Origin of the sequence: Streptomyces sp. NPDC044571 (assembly GCF_040647115.1) — a bacterium.
GTDB lineage: Bacteria > Actinomycetota > Actinomycetes > Streptomycetales > Streptomycetaceae > Streptomyces.
Window position 1 is genome coordinate 79118 of the sequence record NZ_JBEZBN010000013.1, and the last position, 25714, is coordinate 104831.

The 25714-nt window shown below is 72.2% G+C and carries 15 protein-coding genes and 1 pseudogene; 7 read left to right on the forward strand and 9 right to left on the reverse strand.

Going from position 1 to position 25714, the window contains the following annotated elements; genetic code table 11:
* Nucleotides 1-58 precede the first annotated feature (58 nt).
* From pyk to pta, 3 genes are all read right to left on the reverse strand, one after another.
* Nucleotides 59-1489 (reverse strand): pyruvate kinase, encoded by a 1431-nt coding sequence (gene pyk / locus AB0B01_RS09745; RefSeq protein ID WP_361714972.1) that lies wholly within the window; start codon nt 1487-1489, stop codon nt 59-61.
* Nucleotides 1490-1551: 62 nt separating this feature from the next.
* Nucleotides 1552-2766 carry an acetate kinase gene (locus tag AB0B01_RS09750; protein WP_361714975.1) on the reverse strand — a complete coding sequence of 405 codons (1215 nt, stop codon included), beginning with the start codon at nt 2764-2766 and terminating at the stop codon, nt 1552-1554.
* Between the two features lie 52 nt (nt 2767-2818).
* On the reverse strand, nt 2819-4903 hold the full coding sequence (gene pta / locus AB0B01_RS09755) for a phosphate acetyltransferase (protein ID WP_361714978.1): 2085 nt from the start codon (nt 4901-4903) through the stop codon (nt 2819-2821).
* A 320-nt stretch (nt 4904-5223) separates the two neighbouring features.
* On the opposite strand from pta, the gene AB0B01_RS09760 reads away from it, so the two are divergent.
* Entirely contained in the window at nt 5224-6249 is a 1026-nt protein-coding gene (locus AB0B01_RS09760) for an ATP-dependent 6-phosphofructokinase (protein ID WP_361714981.1), read from the forward strand.
* A gap of 6 nt (nt 6250-6255) precedes the next feature.
* Here the strand turns inward: AB0B01_RS09760 and AB0B01_RS09765 are convergent, their stop codons facing one another.
* Complete coding sequence (locus AB0B01_RS09765) at nt 6256-6939, reverse strand: helix-turn-helix transcriptional regulator (RefSeq protein WP_361714984.1); 684 nt, start codon at nt 6937-6939, stop codon at nt 6256-6258.
* 394 nt (nt 6940-7333) lie between these two features.
* On the opposite strand from AB0B01_RS09765, the gene AB0B01_RS09770 reads away from it, so the two are divergent.
* Nucleotides 7334-7735, forward strand: a complete 402-nt coding sequence (locus AB0B01_RS09770) for a MerR family transcriptional regulator (RefSeq protein ID WP_361714987.1) — start codon at nt 7334-7336, stop codon at nt 7733-7735.
* Nucleotides 7736-7759: 24 nt separating this feature from the next.
* Nucleotides 7760-8107 carry a thioredoxin gene (gene trxA, locus AB0B01_RS09775; RefSeq protein ID WP_361714990.1) on the forward strand — a complete coding sequence of 116 codons (348 nt, stop codon included), beginning with the start codon at nt 7760-7762 and terminating at the stop codon, nt 8105-8107.
* Here trxA and glgB read toward each other — a convergent pair.
* The 4 genes from glgB to AB0B01_RS09795 all read right to left on the reverse strand — a co-directional run bounded on the left by glgB (nt 8097) and on the right by AB0B01_RS09795 (nt 15722).
* Complete coding sequence (glgB, locus tag AB0B01_RS09780; protein WP_361714993.1) at nt 8097-10397, reverse strand: 1,4-alpha-glucan branching enzyme; 2301 nt, start codon at nt 10395-10397, stop codon at nt 8097-8099. The genes trxA and glgB overlap by 11 nt on opposite strands.
* On the reverse strand, nt 10394-11863 hold the full coding sequence (locus AB0B01_RS09785; protein WP_361714996.1) for a maltokinase: 1470 nt from the start codon (nt 11861-11863) through the stop codon (nt 10394-10396). The genes glgB and AB0B01_RS09785 overlap by 4 nt, the downstream gene beginning before the upstream one ends.
* A 146-nt stretch (nt 11864-12009) precedes the next feature.
* Complete coding sequence (gene treS / locus AB0B01_RS09790) at nt 12010-13731, reverse strand: maltose alpha-D-glucosyltransferase (protein WP_361714999.1); 1722 nt, start codon at nt 13729-13731, stop codon at nt 12010-12012.
* On the reverse strand, nt 13728-15722 hold the full coding sequence (locus tag AB0B01_RS09795; RefSeq protein ID WP_361715002.1) for an alpha-1,4-glucan--maltose-1-phosphate maltosyltransferase: 1995 nt from the start codon (nt 15720-15722) through the stop codon (nt 13728-13730). The genes treS and AB0B01_RS09795 overlap by 4 nt, the downstream gene beginning before the upstream one ends.
* Before the next feature lie 616 nt (nt 15723-16338).
* On the opposite strand from AB0B01_RS09795, the gene AB0B01_RS09800 reads away from it, so the two are divergent.
* Nucleotides 16339-19089, forward strand: a complete 2751-nt coding sequence (locus AB0B01_RS09800) for a PKD domain-containing protein (protein ID WP_361715005.1) — start codon at nt 16339-16341, stop codon at nt 19087-19089.
* A gap of 227 nt (nt 19090-19316) precedes the next feature.
* Nucleotides 19317-21953, forward strand: a complete 2637-nt coding sequence (gene glgP / locus AB0B01_RS09805; RefSeq protein WP_361715008.1) for an alpha-glucan family phosphorylase — start codon at nt 19317-19319, stop codon at nt 21951-21953.
* Nucleotides 21954-21972: 19 nt separating this feature from the next.
* Here the strand turns inward: glgP and AB0B01_RS09810 are convergent, their stop codons facing one another.
* The gene (locus AB0B01_RS09810; RefSeq protein ID WP_361715076.1) at nt 21973-22983 is read right to left on the reverse strand and encodes an Lrp/AsnC family transcriptional regulator; all 1011 of its coding nucleotides are present in this window, start codon (nt 22981-22983) and stop codon (nt 21973-21975) included.
* Nucleotides 22984-23118: 135 nt separating this feature from the next.
* Between AB0B01_RS09810 and AB0B01_RS09815 the strand changes: the two genes are divergently transcribed.
* Entirely contained in the window at nt 23119-24660 is a 1542-nt protein-coding gene (locus AB0B01_RS09815; protein ID WP_361715011.1) for an MFS transporter, read from the forward strand.
* 161 nt (nt 24661-24821) lie between these two features.
* A pseudogene (locus AB0B01_RS09820) lies at nt 24822-25714 on the forward strand (hypothetical protein); the annotation flags it as partial.

Sequence of the window (25714 nt, forward strand, 5' to 3'; positions counted from 1 at the left end):
CGGCACCCCGATCACCGGATCGGGGTGCCGCCCTCGGTCTCTGTGCGGCGGAGTCGGGTCAGGCGCCGGCAGTGCCGCCCAGGTGGTGGACGCGGACCATGTTCGTGGTGCCCGGGACGCCGGGGGGCGAGCCGGCGGTGATGACCATGGTGTCGCCCGCGTTGTAGCGGCCCAGCTTGAGCAGCTCGCCGTCGACCAGGTCGACCATCGCGTCCGTGGTGTCCACGTGCGGGACGATGTACGAGTCCACGCCCCAGCTCAGCGTGAGCTGGTTGCGGGTGTTCTGGTCGGTGGTGAAGGCCAGGATCGGCTGCTGCACGCGGTAGCGCGAGAGCCGGCGGGCCGTGTCACCCGACTGGGTGAAGGCGATCAGCGCCTTGCCGCCGAGGAAGTCGGCGATCTCGCAGGCCGCGCGGGCCACGGAGCCGCCCTGGGTACGGGGCTTCTTGCCCGGGACCAGCGGCTGGAGGCCCTTGGACAGGAGCTCCTCCTCGGCCGCGGTGACGATCTTCGACATCGTCTTGACGGTCTCGATCGGATAGGCGCCGACCGAGGACTCGGCCGACAGCATGACCGCGTCGGCGCCGTCGAGGATCGCGTTGGCGACGTCGGACGCCTCCGCACGGGTCGGGCGGGAGTTGGTGATCATCGACTCCATCATCTGGGTCGCGACGATCACCGGCTTGGCGTTGCGGCGGCACATCTCGATGAGCCGCTTCTGGACCATCGGGACCTTTTCGAGCGGGTACTCGACGGCCAGGTCGCCGCGGGCCACCATGACCGCGTCGAAGGCGTCGACCACGGCCGCCATGTTCTCGACGGCCTGCGGCTTCTCGACCTTGGCGATGACGGGGACCCGGCGGCCCTCCTCGTCCATGACCTTGTGGACGTCCTTGACGTCGTTGGCGTCGCGGACGAAGGACAGGGCGACCATGTCGCAGCCCATCCGCAGGGCGAAGCGGAGGTCGTCGACGTCCTTCTCCGACAGGGCGGGGACGTTCACGGCGGCACCGGGCAGGTTGATGCCCTTGTGGTCCGAGATGACACCGCCCTCGATGACGATGGTCTTGACCCGCGGGCCGTCGACCTCGGTCACCCGCAGCTCGACGTTGCCGTCGTTGATCAGGATCTGGTCGCCCTTGGCGACATCGCCCGGCAGGCCCTTGTAGGTGGTGCCGCAGACGGACTTGTCGCCCGGGACGTCCTCGGTGGTGATGGTGAACTCGTCACCGCGCACCAGCTCGACGGGGCCTTCGGCGAAGGTCTCCAGACGGATCTTGGGACCCTGGAGGTCGGCGAGGACACCGACGGCACGCCCGGTGTCCGCGGAGACCTGCCGGACGCGGTCGTACCGCTCCTGGTGTTCTGCCTGGGATCCGTGGCTGAAGTTGAATCGGGCCACGTTCATGCCTGCCTCGATGAGTGCTTTCAGCTGCTCATACGAGTCGACGGCGGGGCCCAGCGTGCAGACGATTTTGGAACGGCGCATGAAGCGGATCCTATCCGTTTGTTTCGTAGCGGAATATTCCGTCTGGTGGAAACTCCAAGTGACTACCGGGTAACCAACGCGTACGTCTGGGTGGCGATCTCCAGTTCCTCATCCGTCGGGACCACGGCCACGGCCACCCGGGAGCCCGCGGCGGAGATCAGCCGCGGCTCGGCCGAGCGCACGGCATTGGCCTGGGCGTCCAGCGTCAGGCCCAGCTCCGCGAGCCCCGCGACGGCACCTTCCCGGACCTGGTGGGCGTTCTCGCCGACCCCGGCCGTGAACACCACGGCGTCCACCCGCCCGAGCACCGCCGAGTAGGCGCCGATGTACTTCTTGAGGCGGTGGATGTACGCGTCGAAGGCGAGCCGCGCCGACTCGTCGCCCTCGCCCGCACGCCGCAACACCTCGCGCATGTCGTTGTCGCCGCACAGGCCCAGCAGACCGCTCTTCTTGTTCAGGAGCGAATCGATCTCATCCACCGAGAGGCCGCCCACCCGCGCCAGGTGGAAGACGACCGCCGGATCCACGTCGCCGGAGCGGGTCCCCATGACCAGGCCCTCCAGCGGGGTCAGGCCCATGGAGGTCTCCACGCACACCCCGCCCCGCACGGCGGAGGCGGAGGCCCCGTTGCCCAGGTGCAGCACGATCACGTTCACGTCCGCCGCGGGCTTGTCGAGCAGGGCGGCCGCGGCCCGGGAGACGTAGGCGTGGGAGGTGCCGTGGAAGCCGTACCGCCGGACGGCGTACTTCTGCGCGGTCGCCGCGTCGATCGCGTACCGCGCCGCGTACTCCGGCACCGTCGCGTGGAAGGCGGTGTCGAAGACGGCCACCTGCGGGAGGTCCGCGCGCAGCGAGCGCGCCACCTCGATGCCGGTGACGTTCGCCGGATTGTGCAGCGGGGCGAGCGGGATCAGGTTCCGGATCTCCGCCAGCACCTCCTCGTCGACCACCGTGGGCCGGGTGAAGCGGGTCCCCCCGTGCACCACCCGGTGGCCCACGGCCGCCAGTTCGGGGGAGTCCAGGCCCATCCCGTCGGCGGCGAGCTCCGCCGCGACGGCCTTCAGCGCCGCCTCGTGGTCGGCGATCGGCCCGGTCTGCTCCCGCGTGCCGCCCGCGGCGCCGGGCCCGGCCAGCGGTTCGTGCACCAGCCGCGACGTCTGCTCGCCGATGCGCTCCACGAGGCCGACGGCGAGGCGGGAGGAGTCCGCCATGTCGAGCAGCTGGTACTTCACCGACGAGGAGCCGGAGTTGAGGACGAGTACGCGCGATGCGGTCACGAGGGGGTTCATTCCTTTGGCGGTCGGTGGAGGGGTCGGGTGGGGGCGGGGGTCAGGCGGTGGGGGCCGGCGCGCCCTGCGCCTGGATCGCGGTGATCGCCACGGTGGTGACGATGTCCTGTACCAGCGCGCCGCGCGAGAGGTCGTTGACGGGCTTGCGCAGACCCTGGAGCACCGGGCCGACCGCGACGGCGCCCGCCGAGCGCTGCACGGCCTTGTACGTGTTGTTGCCGGTGTTGAGGTCGGGGAAGATCAGCACGCTCGCCCGGCCGGCCACGTCGGAGCCCGGCAGCTTCGTCGCGGCGACCGAGGGCTCGACGGCGGCGTCGTACTGGATGGGACCCTCGATCGGCAGCTCCGGGTGCCGGGCGCGGACGATCTCGGTGGCCTTGCGGACCTTGTCCACGTCCGCGCCGCTGCCCGAGGTGCCGGTCGAGTACGAGAGCATCGCGATCCGCGGCTCGACGCCGAAGGCGGCCGCCGTGGCCGCGGACTGCACGGCGATGTCGGCGAGCTGCTCGGCGTCGGGGTCCGGGTTGACCGCGCAGTCCCCGTAGACGAGGACCCGGTCGGCCAGGCACATGAAGAAGACGGACGAGACGATGGAGGCCTCCGGCTTCGTCTTGATGATTTCGAAGGCCGGGCGGATGGTCGCGGCGGTGGAGTGCACCGAGCCGGAGACCATGCCGTCGGCCAGGCCCTCCTGGACCATCAGCGTGCCGAAGTAGTTCGCGTCGGTGACCACGTCGTTGGCCAGCTCAACCGTCATGCCCCTGTGGGCGCGCGCCTGGGCGTAGAACTCGGCGAAACGTTCCCGCAGAGGGGAGGTCGCCGGATCGATCAGCTGCGCGCCCGAGATGTCGACGCCCAGGTCGGCGGCCTTCTTCAGGATCGCCTGCTCCTCGCCCAGCAGCGTCAGGTCGCACACCCCCCGGCGCAGCACCACGTCCGCGGCCCGCAGCACCCGCTCCTCGGCGCCCTCGGGCAGGACCACCCGGCGGCGCTCGGCGCGGGCCCGCTCCAGCAGCTCGTGCTCGAACATCATCGGGGTCACCCGCTCCGAGCGGGCCACCGAGAGCAGGTCCCGCAGCTCGGCGGTGTCCACGTGCCGCTCGAACAGGCCGAGCGCCGTCTCCAGCTTGCGCGGGGTCGCGGAGTTCAGCCGGCTCTGCAGCGCGAAGAGCTCGGCGGCCGTCGGGAAGCTGTTGCCGGCCACCGAGACCACCGGGGTGCCGGGCGCCAGCTTCGAGGCCATCGTCAGGACGTGCGGCGCCGGGCGCTCGTTCAGGGTCAGCAGCACCCCGGCGATCGGCGGGGTGCCGGAGGCGTGCGCGGCCAGGGCCCCGACGACCAGGTCGGCGCGGTCCCCGGGGGTGACGACCAGGCAGCCGGGGGTCAGGGCGTTCAGGAAGTTCGGCAGCATGGCGCCGCCGAAGACGAAGTCCAGGGCGTCGCGGGCGAGGCCCGCCTCGTCGCCGAGCAGCACCTCGCCGCCGAGGGCGCGGGTGATCTGGGCGACGGTCGGGGCGGAAAGCGACTTGTCGTCCGGCAGCACGTAGCAGGGGACCGGGAGGCGGGCGGCCAGCCGCTCGGCTATGCCCGCGCGGTCCTCGGCGGCCACCCGGTTGACTACCATCGCGACGACGTGGCAGCCCAGGCTCTCGTACGCCCGGTAGGCGTTGCGGGCCTCGGAGCGCACCGCCTCGGCGGGGCGCTTCGTCCCGCCGACGACGGGTACGACGACCGCGCCCAGCTCGTTGGCGAGGCGGGCGTTCAGCGCCAGCTCGTCGGGGAGGTTCGTCTCGGCGTAGTCGGTGCCGAGGACGAGCATGACCTCGTAGTCGCGGGCCACCCGGTGGTAGCGGTCGACCAGCCGCGAGACGAGCTCGTCGGTGCCCTTCTCGGCCAGGACGGCGGAGGCCTCGCCGTACTCCATGCCGTACGCGGTCGAGGCGTCCTGGTCGATCCGGTAGCGCGCCTTGAGCAGGTCGAAGAGCCGGTCCGGCGCGTCGTGCAGGAGCGGCCGGTAGACCCCGACCCGGCCCGTCTGGCGGGTCAGCAGCTCCATGATCCCCAGCTCGACGACCTGACGGCCGTCCCCCCGCTCGATACCGGTCACGTACACGCTGCGCGTCACGCGGGCTCTCCGTCCATGTTGCGCCTGGGCGCAGCTCTGGGCGCCGCGGGCGGATCCACGAGATCTACGAGATGCGAGTAGATTTTCCCGTGTGGGTGGGCTTGACCTCTTGACAATACCTCGCTGGAGGGATAGGGCGCCCGCCGGGAAAAGTCGGCCCCGGACGGCCGGGAGGCCCCGCCGTCCGAGCGGCACAGCACGCGCCGCAGCCGGGCCGCGTGGAACAATCGGACACGCTTCACCCATACGCCCTTCATGTGTACGGCTGTCCGCCCGCACGCGGACGGTCCGGTACGACCAGGAGCAGGAGACACAGCACGATGCGCATCGGAGTTCTCACCGCAGGCGGAGACTGCCCGGGACTGAACGCTGTCATCCGGTCGGTCGTACACCGTGCCCTGGTCGGGCACGGGGATGAGGTCATCGGCTTCGAAGACGGCTTCAAGGGCCTCTTGGACGGGCATTACCGCCCCCTCGACATCAACGCGGTCAGTGGCATTCTGGCCCGCGGCGGTACGATTCTCGGTTCAGCCCGGATGGAGCGCGCCCGGCTGAGCGAGGCCGCCGAGCACGCGCAGGAGCTGTCGCAGCGGTACGGCCTCGACGCGCTGATCCCGATCGGCGGCGAGGGCACCCTGACGGCCGCCCGGATGCTGTCGGACGCCGGGATGCCGGTCGTCGGCGTGCCGAAGACCATCGACAACGACATCTCCTCCACCGACCGCACCTTCGGTTTCGACACCGCCGTCATGGTCGCCACGGAGGCGATCGACCGCCTCAAGACCACCGCCGAATCGCACCAGCGCGTGATGGTCGTGGAGGTCATGGGCCGGCATGCCGGCTGGATCGCCCTGGAATCGGGCATGGCTGGCGGCGCCCACGGGATCTGCCTGCCCGAGCGCCCCTTCGAGGTGGACGCCCTGGTGAAGATGGTGGAGGAACGCTTCTCCCGCGGCAAGAAGTTCGCCGTCATCTGCGTCGCCGAAGGCGCCCACCCGGCCGAGGGCTCGATGCCGTACGAGAAGGGTGCGATCGACCAGTACGGCCACGAGCGCTTCGCGGGCATCGGCAACCGCCTCGCCGTCGAACTGGAGCACCGCCTGGGCAAGGAGGCCCGGCCGGTCATCCTGGGCCACGTCCAGCGCGGCGGCACCCCCACCGCGTACGACCGCGTCCTCGCCACCCGCTTCGGCTGGCACGCCGTCGAGGCCGTCCACCGCGGCGACTTCGGCAACATGACGGCGCTGCGCGGCACCGACATCGTGATGGCCCCGCTGGCCTCGGCGGTCACCGAGCTCAAGAGGGTCCCGGACCACCGCATGTACGAGGCCGAGTCGGTCTTCTGACGCCCCCTAGCCGGCGCCGGAGGCCAGGGACCAGAAGTGGGCGACGATGTCGGCGAGGTACTCTCGGCCCGCATCGCCCGTCCCGGCCTCGAACGAGGTGCTGTTCCAGCTCAGGGTGGAGACCATCTTGGCCTGGTAGTCCCCGTGCATCCGCTCCAGCACCGGCTCCAGGTGGGCCTTGGGCACAGGGAGCAGCTTGGCCAGCGGTTTCAGGTACGCCTGCCAGCGGGTGGTGACCGCGCTGCGCAGGATCTCGGCGAGCTCCTCCTGCTTGCCGGTCGCCGCCACGAACTGGGAGAGCGTCAGGCCCAGCGTCTGCGCCAGGGCCACGGACTGCCGCTCGTTGCCCTTCCAGCGCCCGGTGTCCTCCATCTTCTGGTACGCGTTCGTCTCCAGGCCGATCCGCCGGGCCAGCTCGTCGGGGGCCAGGCCCCGGGCGATCCGGTGTTCCCGCAGGGTGACCGGTTCGGCAAGCAGTTCCCCGGGGGCGCACCAGAGGACGCCGGCGAGTGCCGTCAGCTCCGCGGAGTTCGGCGAGATCTCGCCCCGTTCCCAGGCCATGACGGTCTCGGGCTCGACGATCAGTCCGTACTGGGCGCGCAGGCCGTAGGCGACATGGCCGGGGGCCATGCCCAGGGCGGCGCGCAGACGCCGCGCGGCGGGGGCGTTGAAGGGAGGGCTGGAGTGCACAGGCACACCGTAGGAGTGGCCGAGGGGTGACGACTACAGACCGTTCAAACAAGGCCAGAACTCGTACGAAAGTCCTATGGAGTTCGGCGCTTTGGGTGGGTTTCCCGGCGACTGTCCGGTAATCGGATTGTTCCTAGATCCAATTCCAAGCGTACGGTTCCGGCCATCCGTTGCGATACCCCTGCGCACGATCTTCACGGAACCGCCCCCGCTCCTGAACCGCACGTCCCGGCCGTACGTGATCCCTGTCGGGGGCCCTCGCATACGGGGGTGGCGAGGGCCCCACCCGGCCGCCCCTTTCAACCCCCTTTTCGCCCCCTCCGCTCCTCCCCTCCCCACTCCCTTGCCTTGACTCCCTTGCCTTGACGTCGGCGTCAAGGATTACGGTCGGGGCATGCGAATCGGCGAACTGGCGCAGCGGGCCGGGACCAGCACGCGGACCCTGCGGTACTACGAATCCCGCGGACTGCTGCCCGCGCGGCGGGCCGGCAACGGCTACCGCACCTACGACGAGGACGACCTGCGGCTGCTGCGCCAGATCCGGACGCTCCAGGACTTCGGCTTCGACCTGGAGGAGACCCGGCCGTTCGTCGACTGCCTGCGCGCGGGCCATCCCGCCGGCGACTCCTGCCCGGCCTCCCTGGCCGTCTACCGGCGCAAGCTCGCCGAGCTCGACGGGCTCATCGGCCGGCTGGCCGACGTACGGGACCAGGTCGCGCGGCAGCTCGCCGACGCGGAGGAGGCCGCCGGGGCCGTCGGCGAAGCGGTGGCCCCGCGGTGCGAAATGACCGGATGACATGAAGGGGAGAGGGAGCACACGATGATTCACGCCGCAGGTGTGGCCGAAGTGACCGATCAGGACTTCGAGGCGGAGGTGCTCGGCGAGCGCGCCCGGCCCGTCCTCGTGGAGTTCACCGCGGACTGGTGCGGCCCCTGCCGCCAGCTCGCGCCCGTGCTGTCCGCCGTCGCGGCCGAGCATGCGGACCGGCTCAAGGTCGTACAGATCGACGCGGACAGCAACCCCGCCACCGTCACGCGGTACGGGGTGCTGTCCATGCCGACCATGCTCGTCTTCCGGGACGGCGAGCCCGTGCAGCAGATGGTCGGGGCCCGGGCCAAGCGCAAGCTGCTTCAGGAACTGGAGGAGTTCACCGGCGTCACGGCCTGAGCCAGACGGTCGCCAGCGGCGGGAGCGTCAGACGCAGGCTCACCGGGCGGCCCTGCGCCGGCACGGGCTCGGGCCGCAGCGCCTGCGGATGGCGCACGCCGCTGCCGCCGTACTCCTCCAGGTCCGTGTTGAGGACCTCCCGCCACCACGGCACCGCCTCGGGCACCCCGATCCGGTAGCCGTGCCGCACCACCGGCGAGAAGTTCGACACGCACAGCAGCGGCGAGCCGTCCTGCCCGTAGCGCAGGAAGGCGAGCACGTTGTCCTCGGCGGCGTCCGCCTCCACCCACGCGAACCCCTCCGGCACGGTGTCCCGCTCCCACAGCGCGGGCGTGGCCGTGTACGTGTGGTTCAGGTCGCGCACCAGATCGCGTACTCCGCGGTGGTCGCCCGCCGCCGAATACGCGGGGTCCAGCAGCCACCAGTCGGGCCCGTGCGCCTCCGACCACTCCGAGCCCTGCGCGAACTCCTGCCCCATGAACAGCAGTTGCTTGCCCGGGTGGGCCCACATGAAGCCCAGGTACGCCCGGTGCGAGGCCCGCTGCTGCCACCAGTCCCCGGGGATCTTCGACACCAGCGAGCCCTTGCCGTGCACCACCTCGTCGTGGGAGATCGGCAGCACGAAGTTCTCGCTGTACGCGTAGACCATCCCGAAGGTCAGGTCGTTGTGGTGGTACTTGCGGTGCACCGGCTCCTTCGAGAGGTAGCGCAGCGTGTCGTGCATCCAGCCCATGTTCCACTTCAGGCCGAAGCCGAGGCCGCCGCCGTCCGTGGGCCGCGTGACCCCGTCCCAGGCCGTGGACTCCTCGGCGATCGTCACCACGCCCGGGCAGCGCCGGTACACCGTCGCGTTCATCTCCTGCAGCAGCGCGACCGCGTCCAGGTTCTCCCGGCCGCCGTACACGTTCGGCAGCCACTCGCCCTCGCCCCGCGAGTAGTCCAGGTAGAGCATGGAGGCCACCGCGTCCACCCGCAGCCCGTCCACGTGGAACTCCTGGCACCAGTAGACGGCATTGGCGACGAGGAAGTTGCGGACCTCCTTGCGGCCGTAGTCGAACTCCAGCGTCCCCCAGTCCGGGTGCGCGGCCCGCCGCGGGTCGTGGTGCTCGTAGAGGGGCCGCCCGTCGAACTCGGCGAGCGCCCAATCGTCCCGGGGGAAGTGCGCGGGCACCCAGTCGACGATCACTCCGATGCCGGCCCGGTGCAGGCTGTCCACGAGGAAGCGGAAGTCGTCCGGGCTGCCCAGCCTGGAGGTCGGCGCGTAGAAGCCGGTCACCTGATAGCCCCAGGAACCGCCGAAGGGGTGCTCGGCGACCGGCATGAACTCCACGTGCGTGAAGCCGAGCTCCTTGACGTACGCCGGGAGCTCCTCGGCCAGCTGCCGGTAGGAGAGCCCCGGCCGCCAGGACGCCAGGTGCAGCTCGTACACCGAGAACGGCGCCTGGTGCACGGGGCGGGCCCCGCGCTGCGCCATCCACTCCGCGTCCTGCCAGGCGTACCGGGAGTCGGTCACCACGGACGCGGTCGCCGGCGGAACCTCCGCCTGCCGGGCCATCGGGTCGGCGCGCAGGGTGTGGCTGCCGTCGGGGCGCGTGATGTCGTACTTGTAGAGGGCGCCTTCGCCCACCCCCGGCAGGAACAGCTCCCACACCCCGGAGGAGCCCAGCGAGCGCATCGGGTGGGCGGTCGGGTCCCAGTACGAGAAGTCCCCGGTGACCCGCACGCCCTGGGCGTTCGGGGCCCACACCGTGAACCGGGTGCCGAAGACGCCCTGGTGCTCCATCGGCCGGGCGCCGAGCGCCGTCCACAGCTCCTCGTGCCGGCCCTCGCCGATCAGGTGCAGGTCCAGCTCGCCCACCGCGGGCAGGAACCGGTACGGGTCCTGCACCTCGGTCTCGGCGCCGTCGTAGGCCACCAGCAGCCGGTAGTCCGGCACCCCGGTCAGCGGCAGCAGCCCCGAGAAGAGCCCGTCGCCCTCGTCGTGGAGCTCGGCCCGCAGCCCCTTGGCGACGACGGTCACCGTCTTCGCGTACGGGCGCAGCATGCGGAAGACGACCCCGCCGCGCAGGGGGTGCGCGCCCAGCACCGCGTGGGGATCGTGGTGGCGGCCCTCCAGCAGCCGGGCCCGTTCCCCGGCGTCGAGCACGGGCGCGGGCCGGACCCCGCGCGCCGGGGAGGCGTCCCGGCGCGCCCGGGGCGCACGCGCCCCCGAGGCCTTCGGCCGGGGCGGCTCCGGGGCGGGAGCGGCTTCGTCGCGGACGGACGGTGACGGCTGTCGTGCGGCGCTCACGCGAGCGGCCTCCTCGGGGGCTTCGGATGGGGGGTGGTCGATGCGGGCGGCGCAGGAGGCGCCGCCGCACGGCGGCCCGGCCGGTGGGCAGGCCGCTCCCGTTCGGACAGGCGGCGGATGGCCGCCATGGGGACGTGCAGCCAGTCGGGACGGTGCCGGGACTCGTAGCGCGCCTCGTACACCGCCTTGTCGGTCTCGTACGCGCGCAGCAGGACCGGGTCCTCGCGCGGGTCCCGGCCGGTGGTCCGGGCGTAGCCCTCGCAGAAGGCGGCCCGGCAGGCGTCCGCCCAGGCGGGTGCGAACGGCCGGTGGGAGCGGGCCGCGTAGTCGAAGGAGCGCAGTATCCCGGCGATGTCGCGCACGGCAGGCTCGGGGCGGCGCCGGTCGGCCAGCGGCCGGGCCGGCTCACCCTCGAAGTCGATCAGCGCCCAGCTGCCGTCGGCGGTGCGCAGCGTCTGACCCAGGTGCAGGTCCCCGTGGATCCGCTGGGCCGGGACGCCGGACCCGCGGGAGGCGGCCAGCGCGTCGAAGGCGCCGCGCAGCCCCGCCTCGTACGGCCGCAGCGCGGGCACCTCGCGGGCGGTGGCCGCCAGGCGCGCCGTCATGCCCGCGGCGAGCCGGGCCGTCTGCTCGGGGCCCAGCGCCACGGTGGGCAGGGCGGCGGCGAGGGCGCTGTGCACCTCGGCGGTGGCCCGGCCCAGGGCGTGCGCCTCGGCGGTGAAGTCGGCCCCGGCTCCGAGCCGGCGCAGGGCGAGCTGCCAGCCGTCGTCGGAGCCGCGCAGGTACGGCTGGAGCACGCCCAGGGTCAGCGGCTCCGAGCCGGGCAGCTCGGCCTCGTACCAGGCGACCGGCGCCGGCACGCGGGAGCAGCCGGCCGCGGCCAGCGCTCTGGGCAGCTCCAGGTCCGGGTTGACCCCGGGCCCCACGCGGCGGAACACCTTCAGGATGTGTGAATCGCCGTAGATCAGCGAGGAGTTGGTCTGCTCGCCGGACAGCGGCCGGGGCACGGATTCGGCGGGGATCAGCGCGGCCGGGTCCCGGTCGAAGCGGAGCGGGCCGTGCGCGCCGGGGGTGCGCAACCGTTCCAGCAGCAGCGCCGCGAGCCGCGGATCGCCGAGCCCCTCGTACACGGCCTGGCCGGCGTACGGGCCCTGCTCGGCGTGCCCGATCAGCGTGGGTGCGAGCGCGGGCGGCAGCGGCGCGGGCCGCACCCCCAGCAGCAGCTGGTAGCAGTCCGCGCTCCCGTCGGCGCAGTCCACCCCGACGAGCAGGTGCACGAGCCCGGGGGTACTCCCGGGCGGCAGCAGCTCGACGGCCGAGACGAGCCGCAGCCGGGTGATGGCGCGCCCCTTTCCGGCGTACCAGCGCTGCCTGGGCAGCCAGGCCCGCAGCATGGGTTCGAGCGGTCCGAGCGGGACAGCGGCCAGACTGCCCTGGCGGCTCCGGGCGGATGCAGCCTCCGACATGGCGTCGCGTCCTTTCCCCGGGCCGTCACGAATGCGCAGAGTGTCCCGGATGGCGAGCATTGCTGTCCGGTGGTGAGTGGGTGTCGGGTCAGGATGATCCGTACAGGGGCGGGCGACTGACCCGTTCGTGTGCCCGCCCCCTTGGCTCAAGCGCCGGTCTTGAGCTCCGGCTTCTGCTCGTGGCGCAGCCGGAACCAGAGGAAGCCGTGGCCCGCCAGGGTGAGCAGGTACGGCCACTCGCCGATCGGCGGGAAGCGCACATCACCGGTCAGCTCCACCGGCACCCGCCCGTTGAACGACCGCAGATCCAGCTCGGTGGGCTGCGCGAACCGCGAGAAGTTGTGCACGCACAGCACCAGGTCGTCGCCGTACTCCCGGAGGAACGCGAGCACCGCCGGGTTGGACGACGGCAGTTCGGTGTACGAGCCGAGCCCGAACGCCGGATTCGCCTTGCGGATCTCGATCAGCCGGCGGGTCCAGTGCAGCAGTGACGAGGGCGATGCCATGGCCGCCTCGACATTGGTGACCTGGTACCCGTAGACGGGGTCCATGATGACCGGCAGGTTCAACCTGCCCGGATCGCAGGAGGAGAAACCGGCATTGCGGTCCGGGGTCCACTGCATCGGGGTGCGGACGCCGTCGCGGTCGCCCAGCCAGATGTTGTCGCCCATGCCGATCTCGTCGCCGTAGTACAACACCGGGGAACCGGGCAGCGACAGCAGCAGGGCGGTGAACAGCTCCATCTGGTTGCGGTCGTTGTCGAGGAGCGGGGCGAGCCGGCGCCGGATGCCGATGTTGGCCCGCATCCGCGGGTCCTTGGCGTACTCGGCGTACATGTAGTCGCGCTCCTCGTCGGTGACCATCTCCAGGGTCAGCTCGTCGTGGTTGCGCAGGAAGATGCCCCACTGGCAGTTGGCCGGGATCGCCGGCGTCTTGGCGAGGATCTCGGAGACCGGGTAGCGGGACTCTCTTCGCACCGCCATGAAGATGCGCGGCATGACGGGGAAGTGGAAGGCCATGTGGCACTCGTCCCCGCCCTTGGTGAAGTCGCCGAAGTAGTCCACGACGTCCTCGGGCCACTGGTTGGCCTCGGCGAGCAGCACGGTGTCGGGGTAGTGCGCGTCGATCTCGGCCCGGACCCGCTTGAGGAGGGCGTGGGTGCGGGGCAGGTTCTCGCAGTTGGTGCCCTCCTCGGCGTAGAGGTAGGGGACGGCGTCGAGCCGGAACCCGTCGATGCCGAGGTCGAGCCAGAAGCGCAGCGCCGAGATGATCTCCTCCTGCACGGCCGGGTTCTCGAAGTTGAGGTCCGGCTGGTGCGAAAAGAAGCGGTGCCAGTAGTACTGCTTGCGTACCGGGTCGTACGTCCAGTTGGAGGTCTCGGTGTCGATGAAGATGATGCGGGCGTCCTGGTACTGCTTGTCGTTGTCGGCCCACATGTAGTAGTCGCCGTACGGTCCGTCCGGGTCCGTGCGCGACTGCTGGAACCACTCGTGCTGGTCGCTGGTGTGGTTCATGACGAAGTCGATGATCACGCGCATACCGCGCTGGTGCGCGGCGTCCACGAACTCGACGAAGTCGGCGAGGTCGCCGAACTCGGGGAGGACCGAGGTGTAGTCCGAGACGTCGTACCCCCCGTCGCGCAAGGGTGAGGCGAAGAACGGCGGCAGCCAGAGGCAGTCGATGCCCAGCCACTGGAGGTAGTCCAGTTTGGCGGTGAGCCCCTTGAGGTCCCCGACGCCGTCGCCGTTGCTGTCGTGGAAGGAACGGACGAGGACCTCATAGAAGACAGCCCGCTTGAACCAGTCGGGATCGCGGTCCTTGGCGGGGGTGTCCTCGAAAGTGTCGGGGACGGGGTCGTTGATCATCATGTGGTGGGTGACCCTCCGGTGGGCGGGGACGGTCGCAGAGCGGCCAGCACGTGCGCGGGCGTACGGCCCGGCTCTAGGCGCACGTAGTTCGCCCTGCCCCAGTGATAGGTCTCGCCGGTGAGCTCGTCGCGCACCGCGAGGGACCCGTGCCAGTCGAGGCCGAGTACCGGCATGTCCAACGAGACCGTCGCCTCCTGGGTGTGGTGCGGATCGAGGTTGACGACCACCAGTACGGAATCGGCTCCGGCATGCTTCGAATAGGCGATCACCTGGTCGTTGTCGGTCGTGTGGAAGTGGAGGTCGCGCAGCTGCTGGAGCGCCGGGTGGCGCCGGCGCAGCCGGTTCAGCGTGGTGATCAGCGGGGCGATGGTGCGGCCCTCGCGCTCGGCGGCCGCCCAGTCACGTGGCCGGAACTCGTACTTCTCGGAGTTCAGGTACTCCTCGCTGCCCTCGCGGACCGGGGTGTTCTCGCAGAGCTCGTAGCCCGCGTAGATCCCCCAGGTCGGGGAGAGGGTGGCGGCCAGGACCGCCCGCACCTCGAAGGCGGGACGACCGCCGTGCTGCAGGTAGGCGTGGAGGATGTCGGGCGTGTTGACGAAGAAATTCGGCCGCATGACGGAGGCCGACCGGGTGTCGGACAGCTCGGTCAGGTACTCGGTGAGCTCCGCCTTGGTGTTGCGCCAGGTGAAGTACGTGTACGACTGCTGGAAGCCGGTGGCGGCGAGCGCGCGCATCATCGCGGGGCGGGTGAAGGCCTCCGCCAGGAAGATCACGTCGGGGTCGGTCTTGTTGATGTCCGCGATCACTTTCTGCCAGAAGACGACAGGCTTGGTGTGCGGATTGTCGACCCGGAAGATCCGGACACCGTGCTCCATCCAGTGGCGCAGGATGCGAACCGTCTCCGTGACGAGGCCGGCCATGTCGGTGTCGAAGTGGATCGGGTAGATGTCCTGGTACTTCTTCGGCGGGTTCTCCGCGTACGCGATCGTCCCGTCGGCGCGGTGGCGGAACCACTCGGGGTGCTTCTCCACCCACGGGTGGTCGGGCGAGCACTGCAGGGCGAAGTCGAGCGCGATCTCCAGGTGGAGCTCGCGGGCGCGGGCGACGAAGGCGTCGAAGTCCTCGATGGTGCCGAGTTCGGGGTGGACGGCGTCGTGGCCGCCCTCGGTGGAGCCGATGGCCCACGGCACACCCGGATCCCAACTCCCTGCGGAAAGCGTGTTGTTGGGGCCCTTGCGGTAAGTGCTCCCGATCGGGTGGATCGGCGGCAGGTACACCACGTCGAAGCCCATCTCGGCAATGGCCGGCAGCCGCTCGGCGGCGGTCGCGAACGTCCCGCTGACCGGTGCCCGGCCCGGCTCGACGACGGCCCCCTCGGAGCGGGGGAACATCTCGTACCAGGAGCCGAAGAGGGCGCGCTTGCGCTCCACGATCAGCGGCAGGGCCTTGGCGGCCGTGACGAGCTCCCGGTACGGGCGCCTCGACAGTGCTGCCTCCACCTCCGGCGCGAGGGCGGCGGCGTAGCGTACGTCCACCTCCAGGTCCTCGTCGCGCATCGTGGCGGCGGCGGCCAGGACGTGCTCGCGCCCGTCGCGCTTGGGGATCCGGGACCCGGCCCGCTCCAGGACCTCCGCCCCTTCGAGGAGGGTGAGCCCCGGGTCGATCCCGGCCGGGATCTTGATCGCGGCATGCGCCCGCCAGGTGGCGACCGGGTCGCTCCACGCCTCGACCGTGTACGTCCACCGCCCCTCCGCGTCGGCCGAGACCCGGGCCCCCCAGCGATCGGTGCCGGGCGCGAGCTCGCGCATCGGCACGGGGGGCCGCATCCGCCCGCTGGGGTCGCGCAGCACGACATGGGCGGCGACGGCGTCGTGGCCCTCGCGGAACACGGTGGCGGAGATCTCGAAGACCTCGTCCACGACCGCCTTGGCGGGTCTGGCCCCGCATTCGACGGCAGGGCGGACGTCCAGTACGGGAATGCGACCGATCATGATGGGATCACCTGGGGGCGTTTCGCAGGGCTCGGTGACAACAGGCCAGCCGCGGAACCGGCTGGTAGTGCACGCTCTGTTCGCTCTGTTTCTAGCCGCTCGGAAGACGGCTGGGCTGCGGGCATGGCCGCTCCTGTCCGCGTTCACTCGGGTGGCGGGAGAGGTGGAGTGCGGGGTGCGCCGTGCGTGTACGCGGGGAGCCCTTCCCACTCTCGCCGCGCCCATGCAGGGTGTCGGTCAACTACTCGTACGTAGTCGCACGGCCCAGACCAAGCCCCTGCCCGACATCCGCCGAGGCTCCATCAAGTCGCTGCGGACTACCGGATGTAGGACCGCACACCACCGGCCCCACCCTCCCCTCGGGCCCCGCCGATCCGGCCCGGACGGGGGCGGAGTGCGACGCGGACGGGCTAGGTGAGACGCGAGGGGCGGTGTTGACGGGAAGGTGTTTTGTCCGGAGTGACATCCGTCGGCCGACCAGGGATCATGGCTTCGTCCTCGTGGATGCTCGTGCGCCCGACGGCCTGGGGGGAATCGGCCGCTTCGCCGTCATGCAGCTGTGCAACGCCCCTCATTTCACGCAGCCCTTTCCTGTATGACGAAGGAAGCCATCCCTTTGCGTCCCACTCGTGCGGTGGTCCTGCTCACCGCAGGTCTCGTCGCCCTCCTCGGTGTTCCCGGCGCTGCGGCCGCCGATACGCCGTCCACCCTGTACGTCAGCAACCGTGACGGCTCGAACTGCTCCGACACCGGATCCGGCACGCAGCCCGTCCCGTTCTGCACCGTCTCGGCCGCGGCCAAGGTCGTTCGGCCGGGCCAGACGGTGCTCGTCAAGACGGGCAGGACCTATGACGAGGCCGTGACCGTCGACCGCTCCGGGGAGCCGGGCAGGCCGATCACCTTCGCCGCCGATCCGACAGAGGGCGCCCCCTCGGCGGAGCTGTCCAAGGGCCTGGCCGTCGCCGGCGCCGGCCACGTGGTGGTACGCGGCCTGACCGTCCGCGGCGGCGTCCAGATCAGCCGATCGACCGATGTGGAGCTGGACCGGACGGTCGTCTCACGGGGCACGCTCGACGCCCTCGTGGTCGGCGGGGGAAGCACGGACGTGCGCGTCAGCCGGAGCCGGCTGACGGGAGTCCGGATCGAGGGCGGCTCGCGGGGCACCGTGCTCAGCCGCAACCAGATCACCGGCGCACTCCGGTCGGCGGTCACGGTGGTCGACGCGCCCGGCACGGTCGTCACCAACAACACGTTCTACGGTTACTGCCCGGCGACCCTCTCGGTCAGCGGCGGCTCGACCGGCTCCGCGCTGTTCAACAACGTGCTCTACACCGGGGCGACCTCCACGCGGTGCGAGTCGGCCGAACCTGCTCAGGGCATGTCGGTGTCGCAGAGCGCGTCCGAGGGCACCCGCGCCGACTACAACCTGATCGTTGCCGCCGACGGGCGTACGGTCTACAGCTGGGCCGGCACCGGGTACCAGAGCCCCGCGGCGTTCCAGGCCGCCAGCGGCCAGGGTGCGCACGACATCCTGACCGCGTCCCGCGACGAGGCCGGCCAGATGGACGGCTCACGGGCCATCGACTCCGCCGACCCGACGGCACCGGGCGTACTGCCCACGGACCTCAATTGGAACCCGACCGCCGACGACCCGCGCGTGCCCAACACCGGCAAGGACGGGGGGTACCTGGACCGCGGCGCCTACGAGACCCAGGACGGCCTGAGCGAGGCCTGGATGGTGATCGACCGGACCTGGGCGCCGGCCGGCACTGCGGTGGAGGTGCAGGCCGTGTCGAACAGCCTGTGGCCCACCGCCATGGAGTACCACGTGGACTTCGGCGACGGGACGGCGCCGGTCGTCACCCGCCAGGGCAACGCCGCCCACGCCGTCGCCACGCACGTCTACAGCGCGCCGTGCGAGTGCACGGTCAAGGTCACGGCGGTCAACGGCGTGGGGGCGAAGGCCTTCACGCAGAAGTCGACCAAGGTGACCGCGGCCGGCCCGCTGACCGCCGCGTTCACCGCCGAGCCGGTGCTGCCGACCTCGGACAACCCCATGGGATCCACCCGTCCGCTGACCGTGCGTATCGACCCCGCGGCCACCGCTGCCCCGTGGCCCGTGGACCGGGTTGACCTGGACTTCGGTGACGGCACCACCATCCAGGGCAACAGCCTGGAGCCGGTCCAGCACACCTACAGCCGGCCCGGCGACCACCGAGTGGCGGTCACCGTCCGCGACTCCCATGGCGCCACGTCCACGGCGGCCAAGACGGTGAAGGCCGACTACGCGCCCTCCGGCTACGTCGCCACCGCCCCGTTCCGCCTGCTCGACACCCGCACCACCAACAGCCCCGTCGCGGGCGGGACGCCCACCGGCGTGATCCTGCCGGTCGGCCTGTCCGTGCCGGACCACGTCCTCTCCGGCGGCATGGCCGCGGCCGTCCTCAACGTCACCGTCACGGGCGCCACGGAGGACACCCACCTCAGCGTGTGGCCCTCCGGCCAGCCCCGCCCGGCGACCTCGAACGTCAACGTCCGCGCGGGCGGTACGTCCTCCAACACGGTCACCGTCCCCGTCGGAGCCGACGGCCGGGTCTCGGCCCAGCTGAACTCCGGCCGGGCCTCGCTCGTCGTCGACTTCGTCGGCTACTACCAGCCGAACGCCGGGCAGCGCTTCAGCCCGCTCGCCCCGACCCGCCTCGCCGACACCCGTACCGCGGGCGGCGCGCTCGCCGGGGGCACGAGCCGGACCGTCAAGGTCGCGGGGGTGGGCGGTGTCCCCGCCGACGCCACCGCGGTCGCACTCAACCTGACCAGTACCGGTTCCACCGCCGACGCCCACGTGATCGCCTACCCGGACCCGGCGAACCGGCCCGCCACCTCGAACCTCAACCCCGAACCGGGCAAGGACAAGTCGAACCAGGCCATCGTCCCGGTGGGCCCGGACGGCACGATCACCCTCTACACCAACACCGGCTCCACGCACCTGGTCCTGGACGCGGTCGGCTGGTACGGCAAGGACGGCAAGACCCTGTTCACGCCGACCGTCCCGAGGCGCCTCGCCGACACCCGCACCACCGGCAAGCTCGCCCCCGGCGCGGACACCACCGTCGCAGGCCTGCCCGCCGGAGCCGTCGGCGCCGTACTGAACGTCACCGCGACCGACTCCACCGGACCCGGATTCCTCACCGTCTACGGGTACGGAGCGAGCCGCCCGGGTGCCAGCAGCCTCAACACCCGTCCCGGCGACACCGTCCCCAACCACGTCACCACCCCGGTGGCGGACGGCCGCGTCGCCGTCTGGAACAGCTACGGCGGCAGCACCCACGTGATCACCGATCTGCTCGGCTACTTCACCCAGCCCTGACCGGCCGCCTCAACCCGCCCCGGCCGCCCACGCCCTGCGTGCGGCGGCCGGGGCGGCGGCGTGTCCGGGTCCCGTCCGCGGACACCACCGAGGGCAGCCGCGGCCGGGCGTCGATCGAGGCGCCATGGCCGAGCGGCGGGGGTCGCCGATAGCCTTCCGGGGGTGATGCGCGGCGCACAGCGTGGTGTGGCCGCTCCTATCCGCAATTGCCTGCGAAGGTGGAACGCGTGAAGGCTATCCGTCGATTCACCGTACGCCCTGTCCTCCCGGAACCCCTCCTGCCGCTGGCGGACCTCGCGCGCAACCTGCGCTGGTCCTGGCATGCGGAGACCCGCGAACTCTTCCAATCCGTCGACCCCGAGGGCTGGCACGCCGCAGGGGGAGACCCCGTCCGGCTCCTCGGCGGGGTCAGCGCCTCCCGGCTGGAGGAGCTGGCCGGTGACCGCCGGTTCCTGCGGCGCCTCGCCGCCGTCGTGGCCGACCTCGATGACTACGTCCACGGCGGGAGGTGGTACCAGAGCCATGAGGACGTCGCCGATCTCCCCGCCGCGATCGCCTACTTCTCACCGGAGTTCGGCATCACCGCCGCCCTCCCGCAGTACTCCGGCGGGCTCGGCATCCTCGCCGGGGACCACCTCAAGGCCGCCAGTGACCTCGGCGTCCCGCTCATCGGTGTGGGACTGCTGTACCGCCACGGGTACTTCCGCCAGACCCTCTCCCGCGACGGCTGGCAGCAGGAGCACTACCCCGTACTCGATCCCAACGAACTCCCCCTGTCCCTGCTGCGGGACGAGGACGGCGCCCCCGCCCGCGTCCGCCTGAGCCTGCCCGGCGGCCGAGCCCTGCACGCGCACATCTGGCAGGCCCTGGTCGGCCGGGTGCCGCTGTTGCTGCTCGACTCCGACGTCGAGGACAATGACGCGGGCGCCCGGGAGGTCACCGACCGGCTCTACGGCGGCGGCAGCGACCACCGGCTGCTCCAGGAGATGCTGCTCGGCATCGGCGGCGTGCGCGCGGTGCGCACGTACTGCCGCATCACCGGCCATCCCGACCCCGAGGTCTTCCACACCAACGAGGGCCACGCCGGGTTCCTCGGACTCGAACGCATAAGGGAACTGGAAGGGGAGCAGGGGCTCGGCTTCGAGGCCGCCGTCGAGGCGGTGCGCGCCGGGACCGTGTTCACCACGCACACCCCCGTGCCCGCCGGCATCGACCGCTTCGAGCGGGCCTTGGTGGCCCGCCACTTCGGGACCGGTGCCGAGCTGGAGGGCGTCCCCGTCGACCGGATCCTGGAACTCGGCGCCGAGACCTACCCCGGCGGCGACCCCGGGGTGTTCAACATGGCGGTGATGGGCCTGCGGCTCGCCCAGCGGGCCAACGGGGTCTCCACCCTGCACGGCGCCGTCAGCCGGGGCATGTTCGCCGGGCTGTGGCCGGGCTTCGACCCCGCCGACGTGCCCATCACCTCGGTGACCAACGGCGTGCACGCCCCGACCTGGGTGGCCCCCGAGGTCGTCCGGCTCGGCGCCCGCCAGATCGGCGCCGGACGCACCGAGGACGCCCTCTCCGTCGGCGGCTCCCAGCGCTGGGACGCCGTCGCGGACATCGCCGACCAGGACATCTGGGACCTGCGGCGGGTGCTGCGCGAGCAGCTGGTGCAGGAGGTGCGCGATCGGCTGCGGGCCTCCTGGCGCCGGCGCGGGGCCGCGGCCGCCGAACTGGGCTGGGTGGACTCCGTGCTCGACCCGGACGTGCTCACCATCGGCTTCGCCCGGCGCGTGCCCTCCTACAAGCGGCTCACCCTGATGCTGCGCGACCCCGAGCGATTGCGCCGGCTGCTGCTGGACCCCGACCGGCCCGTGCAGATCGTGGTCGCGGGCAAGGCGCACCCGGCCGACGACGGAGGCAAGCGGCTCGTCCAGGAGCTGGTGCGGTTCGCGGACGACCCGCGGGTGCGGCACCGGATCGTCTTCCTGCCCGACTACGGGATGGCGATGGCGCAGAAGCTCTATCCGGGCTGCGACGTCTGGCTCAACAACCCGCTGCGGCCGCTGGAGGCGTGCGGGACCAGCGGGATGAAGGCCGCCCTGAACGGCTGCCTCAACCTGTCCGTGCTGGACGGCTGGTGGGACGAGTGGTTCGAGCCGGACTTCGGCTGGGCCATCCCGACCGCCGACGGGCTCGGGACGGACGAGGAACGGCGCGACGACCTGGAGGCCGCCGCCCTCTACGAGTTGATCGAGAGCCGGGTCGCGCCCCGGTTCTACGACCGCTCGGGGCGGGGAGCCCTCCCGGTGCGGTGGATCGAGATGGTCCGGCGCACCCTCGCCTCCCTGGGACCCAAGGTGCTGGCGGGGCGGATGGTACGGGAGTACGTGGAACGGCTGTACGTGCCGGCCGCCCACGCCCACCGGGCCCTGACCCCGGAGGCGGCGCGCGACCTGGCCTGGTGGAAGGGCCGGGTCCGGGCGGCCTGGCCGCGGGTCGGGGTCGAGCACGTGGAGGCACTGGCCGACGCCCCCGTCAACGGCACCGCCGAGCTCGGGGCCACCCTCACGCTGCGGGTGCGGGTGGCGCTGGACGCGCTCGCGCCCGAGGACGTGGAGGTACAGGCGGTCGCGGGCCGGGTGGACCCGCAGGACGTGATCCGGGACGGGAGGAGCTTCCCGCTCAAACCGGCCGCCGGGCCGGACCTGGAGGGCCGCTGGGTGTACGAGGGCCCGCTCGCCCTCGACCGTACGGGGCCCTTCGGCTACACCGTACGGATCCTGCCCGCCCACCCGCTGCTGGCGAGCCCGGCCGAACTGGGGCTGGTCGCGGCCCCGGCGGCCACGGACGCGGGCGGCGGTGTGGTGCTGCGCTAGGAGCCGCCGCAGTACCGGTTCAGGGGGCGGGCGGCGGGTCCACCAGCCGCTCGCCCTCCACGAGCATCCCGGCCCGCTTGACGCTGCGCAGGGCCGGGATCACCTCCACCTGCCCCACGCCGTCCACCGCGCCGATCCGCTCGGTCAGGTACGTGTACAGCGCGTCGGTGTCCCGGCACACGACCACCGCCATCAAGGAGGCCGCCCCGGTCACGGCCGCCGCGAACGGCACCTCGCGGTGGCTCGCCAGTGCGGCCCCCACCTCCGCGAGGCGGGCCGGCGGGACGGTCAGCACCACCGTCGCCTCCGCCTCGTATCCGAAGAGCGTGGGAACGAACTCCACGTCGAAGAAGAGGGCCCCGAGCTCGCGCAGCCGCTCCAGCCTGCGGCGGGCGGTCGACTCCGACAGGCCGGTCGCGCGGGCCAGTTCCGGATACCCGGCGCGGCCGTCCCGCCCCAGCGCCGCGAGCAGCGCGAACTCCGTGTCGTCCAGGGCGTACCGCTCCGGCCGGGGCGGCGCCGGCGGCCGTTCCAGGGCCGCGATCTGGTCGGGGCGCAGCACGTCCACGCCCGCCCACGCGTCGGGCCCTCCGAAGAACTTCCGCAGGATGGTGTGGGCGCTGATGCCGGTCACCCGGCGGGTGCGCGGCAGCTTCTCCAGCAGCAGGGCGTCGCGGTCCTTGCGGGTACGGGCCCGGGTCATGCAGTGGACCTCCGTGCCGCCCGAGTTCAGGGTCACCCACGCGATGTCCGGGCGGCGGGCGAGCGCCCCGGCCACCGGGAGCGCGGCGTCCGGGGCGCACTGCACGCGCAGCCAGGACTCGAACAGCCCGACGCGGCTGCCCACCGGCAGCCCCACCACCCGGATCAGGCCGGTGGTCCGCAGGCGCCGGTAGCGGCGTACGACGGTCTGGTCGGAGACCTCCAGCACCTCGGCGAGCCGGCTGAAGGGGGCCCGGCCGTCGATCACGAGGGCCTGGACCAGGGACCGGTCGAGTGCGTCCAGCTCCGTGTCGTTCACGTTTTCCATCATGCCAGGGACCTTGACGACGGAAATCCGGCAGAGGCGGGCCGCTGGATGGGGACGGGAGCCGGGCGGTGGGAGCTTGGACCCACCGCGGATCCGCCCGTGCCTTCGCCCCTCCGTCATCCGAGGAGAACCCCCATGCGCAAGTGGCTGCCACTGACGGCCGTCTGCCTCGGAGCCTTCATGCTCCTGGTCGACGTCACGATCGTGACCGTCGCCCTGCCCGACATGGCCGCCGAGATGCACACGGGCTTCGCCGGGCTCCAGTGGGTGATGGACGTCTACGCCCTCGCGCTGGCCGCCCTGCTCCTGGGAGCGGGCTCGCTCGCCGACCGGATCGGCCGCCGCCGCGTCTACCTCGGCGGGCTCGGGCTCTTCGCCGCCGCCTCGCTCGCCTGCGGTCTGGCCACCGGCCCGGCCGGGCTGATCGCATTCCGCGCCGCCCAGGGCATCGGCGGAGCCGCCATGTTCGCCACGACCATGGCCCTGCTCAGCGCGTCCTACCGGGGCCGGGACCGCGGGGTCGCCTTCGGCGTCTGGGGCGCGGTCAACGGCGCCGCCGCGGCGGCCGGACCGGTCGTCGGCGGGCTGCTCACCGAGCAGTTCGGCTGGCGCTGGATCTTCTTCATCAACCTGCCCGTCTGCGCGCTGGCCGTGTACGTCACCCTCAAGGCGGTGGCCGAGTCCCGCGACCCGCAGGCGGGGCGTCTGGACCTGCCCGGCATGGCCACCTTCACCACGGGCGCCGCGGCCGTCACCTACGCCGTGATCCGTGTGGGCGAGAACGGATGGAGCTCGGGCACCACCCTCGGGCTGTTCGGCCTCGGCGTGGCCGCCTTCGCCGGCTTCGTCCTCGTCGAACTGCGCAGCTCCCGTCCGGTGCTGGACCTCGCGCTCTTCCGCAGCCCCACGTTCGTGGCCGTCATGGCCGCAGGACTGCTGCTGTCGGGCGCCGCGTTCTCCTCCCTCGTGTACGTCTCCCTCTGGCTGCAGTCCGCCGAGGGGATGGGCCCGGTCGGCGGGGGGCTGGTGCTGCTGCCGCTGAGCGCCGCCGGCTTCGTCGTCGCCGCGGTGGCCGGGCGGCTGCTGCACGGGGTCCCGCCCCGGCTGACCATCGGCGGCGGAATGCTGCTGATCGGCTTCGGCGCGCTGCTCCAGGGCCGGATGCTGGACGCGGGAGACGGCTGGGCGGCCCTGGTGCCGGGACTGGTGGTGACCGGGGCGGGGGTCGGGACGGCGACCCCGGCGCTGGCGGCCGCCGCGATGGGCGCCGTGGCCCCGGCCCGCGCCGGGATGGCCGCCGGAGCCCTGAACACCGCGCGGCAGCTGGGCATGGCCCTCGGCATCGCGGTGATCGGCGCCGTGTTCCACTCGGGGCTGGCGGACGGGCTGCGCGGCTCCGGCCAGGGGGGCGGGACCGTGCGGGCGCTGGCCTCCGGCCGGGCCGGGGAACTGCTGGCGGCGGCTCCCGCCGCGCGCGACTGGGTGGAGGCGGCGTTCGCGAGCGGGCTGCGGGAGGCGTTCTGGGCTTCGGGCGTGATGGGCCTGGCCGGTGCGGCGCTGGTGGCCCTGCTGGTCCGCCCGGCCGGGCCGGCAGCCCCGGCCGGTCCCGCGCCCGTACCGGGCGCGGCCAGGGGGCGCGCGGACGGGGTCCCGTCCGGCGAACGCGCCTCCGCCTGACACCACGCACCGCTGCCGTATGGGCTCAGCCGGGCGCTCCGGGCGAGTGAACCTCCGAACACGCGCGCAGCCGAACCGTTTCAGCAACACGGCTCGCTCCTACGCTGCCCGCTGGATGCCACCGGACCGGCATTCACGCCCACAGAACGGACTTTTACCTCATGCGTCTTCGCCCCACGGCCGCCGCGCTGCTCGGAGCCCTCGCACTCGTCCTGCCCACGGCCGGCCCCTCGCTGGCCGACGACCACGACGACCGGCGCCCCCTCGGACGGCTGGACTACATCGTCGATGAGGACGGCAACGAGCGCCATCAGATCCGCCCGGCCGACAACGACACCTGCTACGAGCTGACGGGAACCTCGCGCAGCAACCCCGCCATCGCGGTGGCCAACGAAACGAGGTCGCTGGCCCTGCTCTTCGAGGAGCGCGGGTGCAACGGCCGCCCCGAGCGGGTTCTTGAGCCGGGGGACGTGGTGCACAACGTGAACGTGCGGTCGGTGTTCTTCAAGCCGGCCGACGTGGACGGGCGCAAGGACCGCCGCGACGACTTCGACGAGGACTTCCACGGCGCGGACCGCAGCCGCCACGACGCCCGCGTCGACCAGACGGTCAGCCGCCCGGCCGGGGACGACGACCAGCCGTCCGTCCTGCCGGCCCCCGACGAGGGCCAGGAGGACCAGCGCGGCGAGGAGCAGGGGCCGGGCGAGCACCAGGGCCGTCCGGAGCACCAGCGCGGCGAGGACCAAGGCCAGGAGGACCAGCGCGGCGAGGAGCAGGGGCTGGGCGAGCACCAGGGCCGTCCGGAGCACCAGCGCGGCGAGGAGGAGCAGGGCGAGGACCAGGGCCGCCCCGAGGACCAGGGCCAGGAGCAGGAGCAGGGCGAGGAGCAGGGCCAGGACGAGCAGCGCGGCGAGGACCAGGGCCAGGACGAGCAGGGCAGCCCCGAGGAGCAGGGCCAGGGCGAGGACCAGGGCCAGGACGAGCAGGGCAGCCCCGAGGAGCAGGGCCAGGGCGAGGACCAGGGCCAGGACGAGCAGGGCAGCCCCGAGGAGCA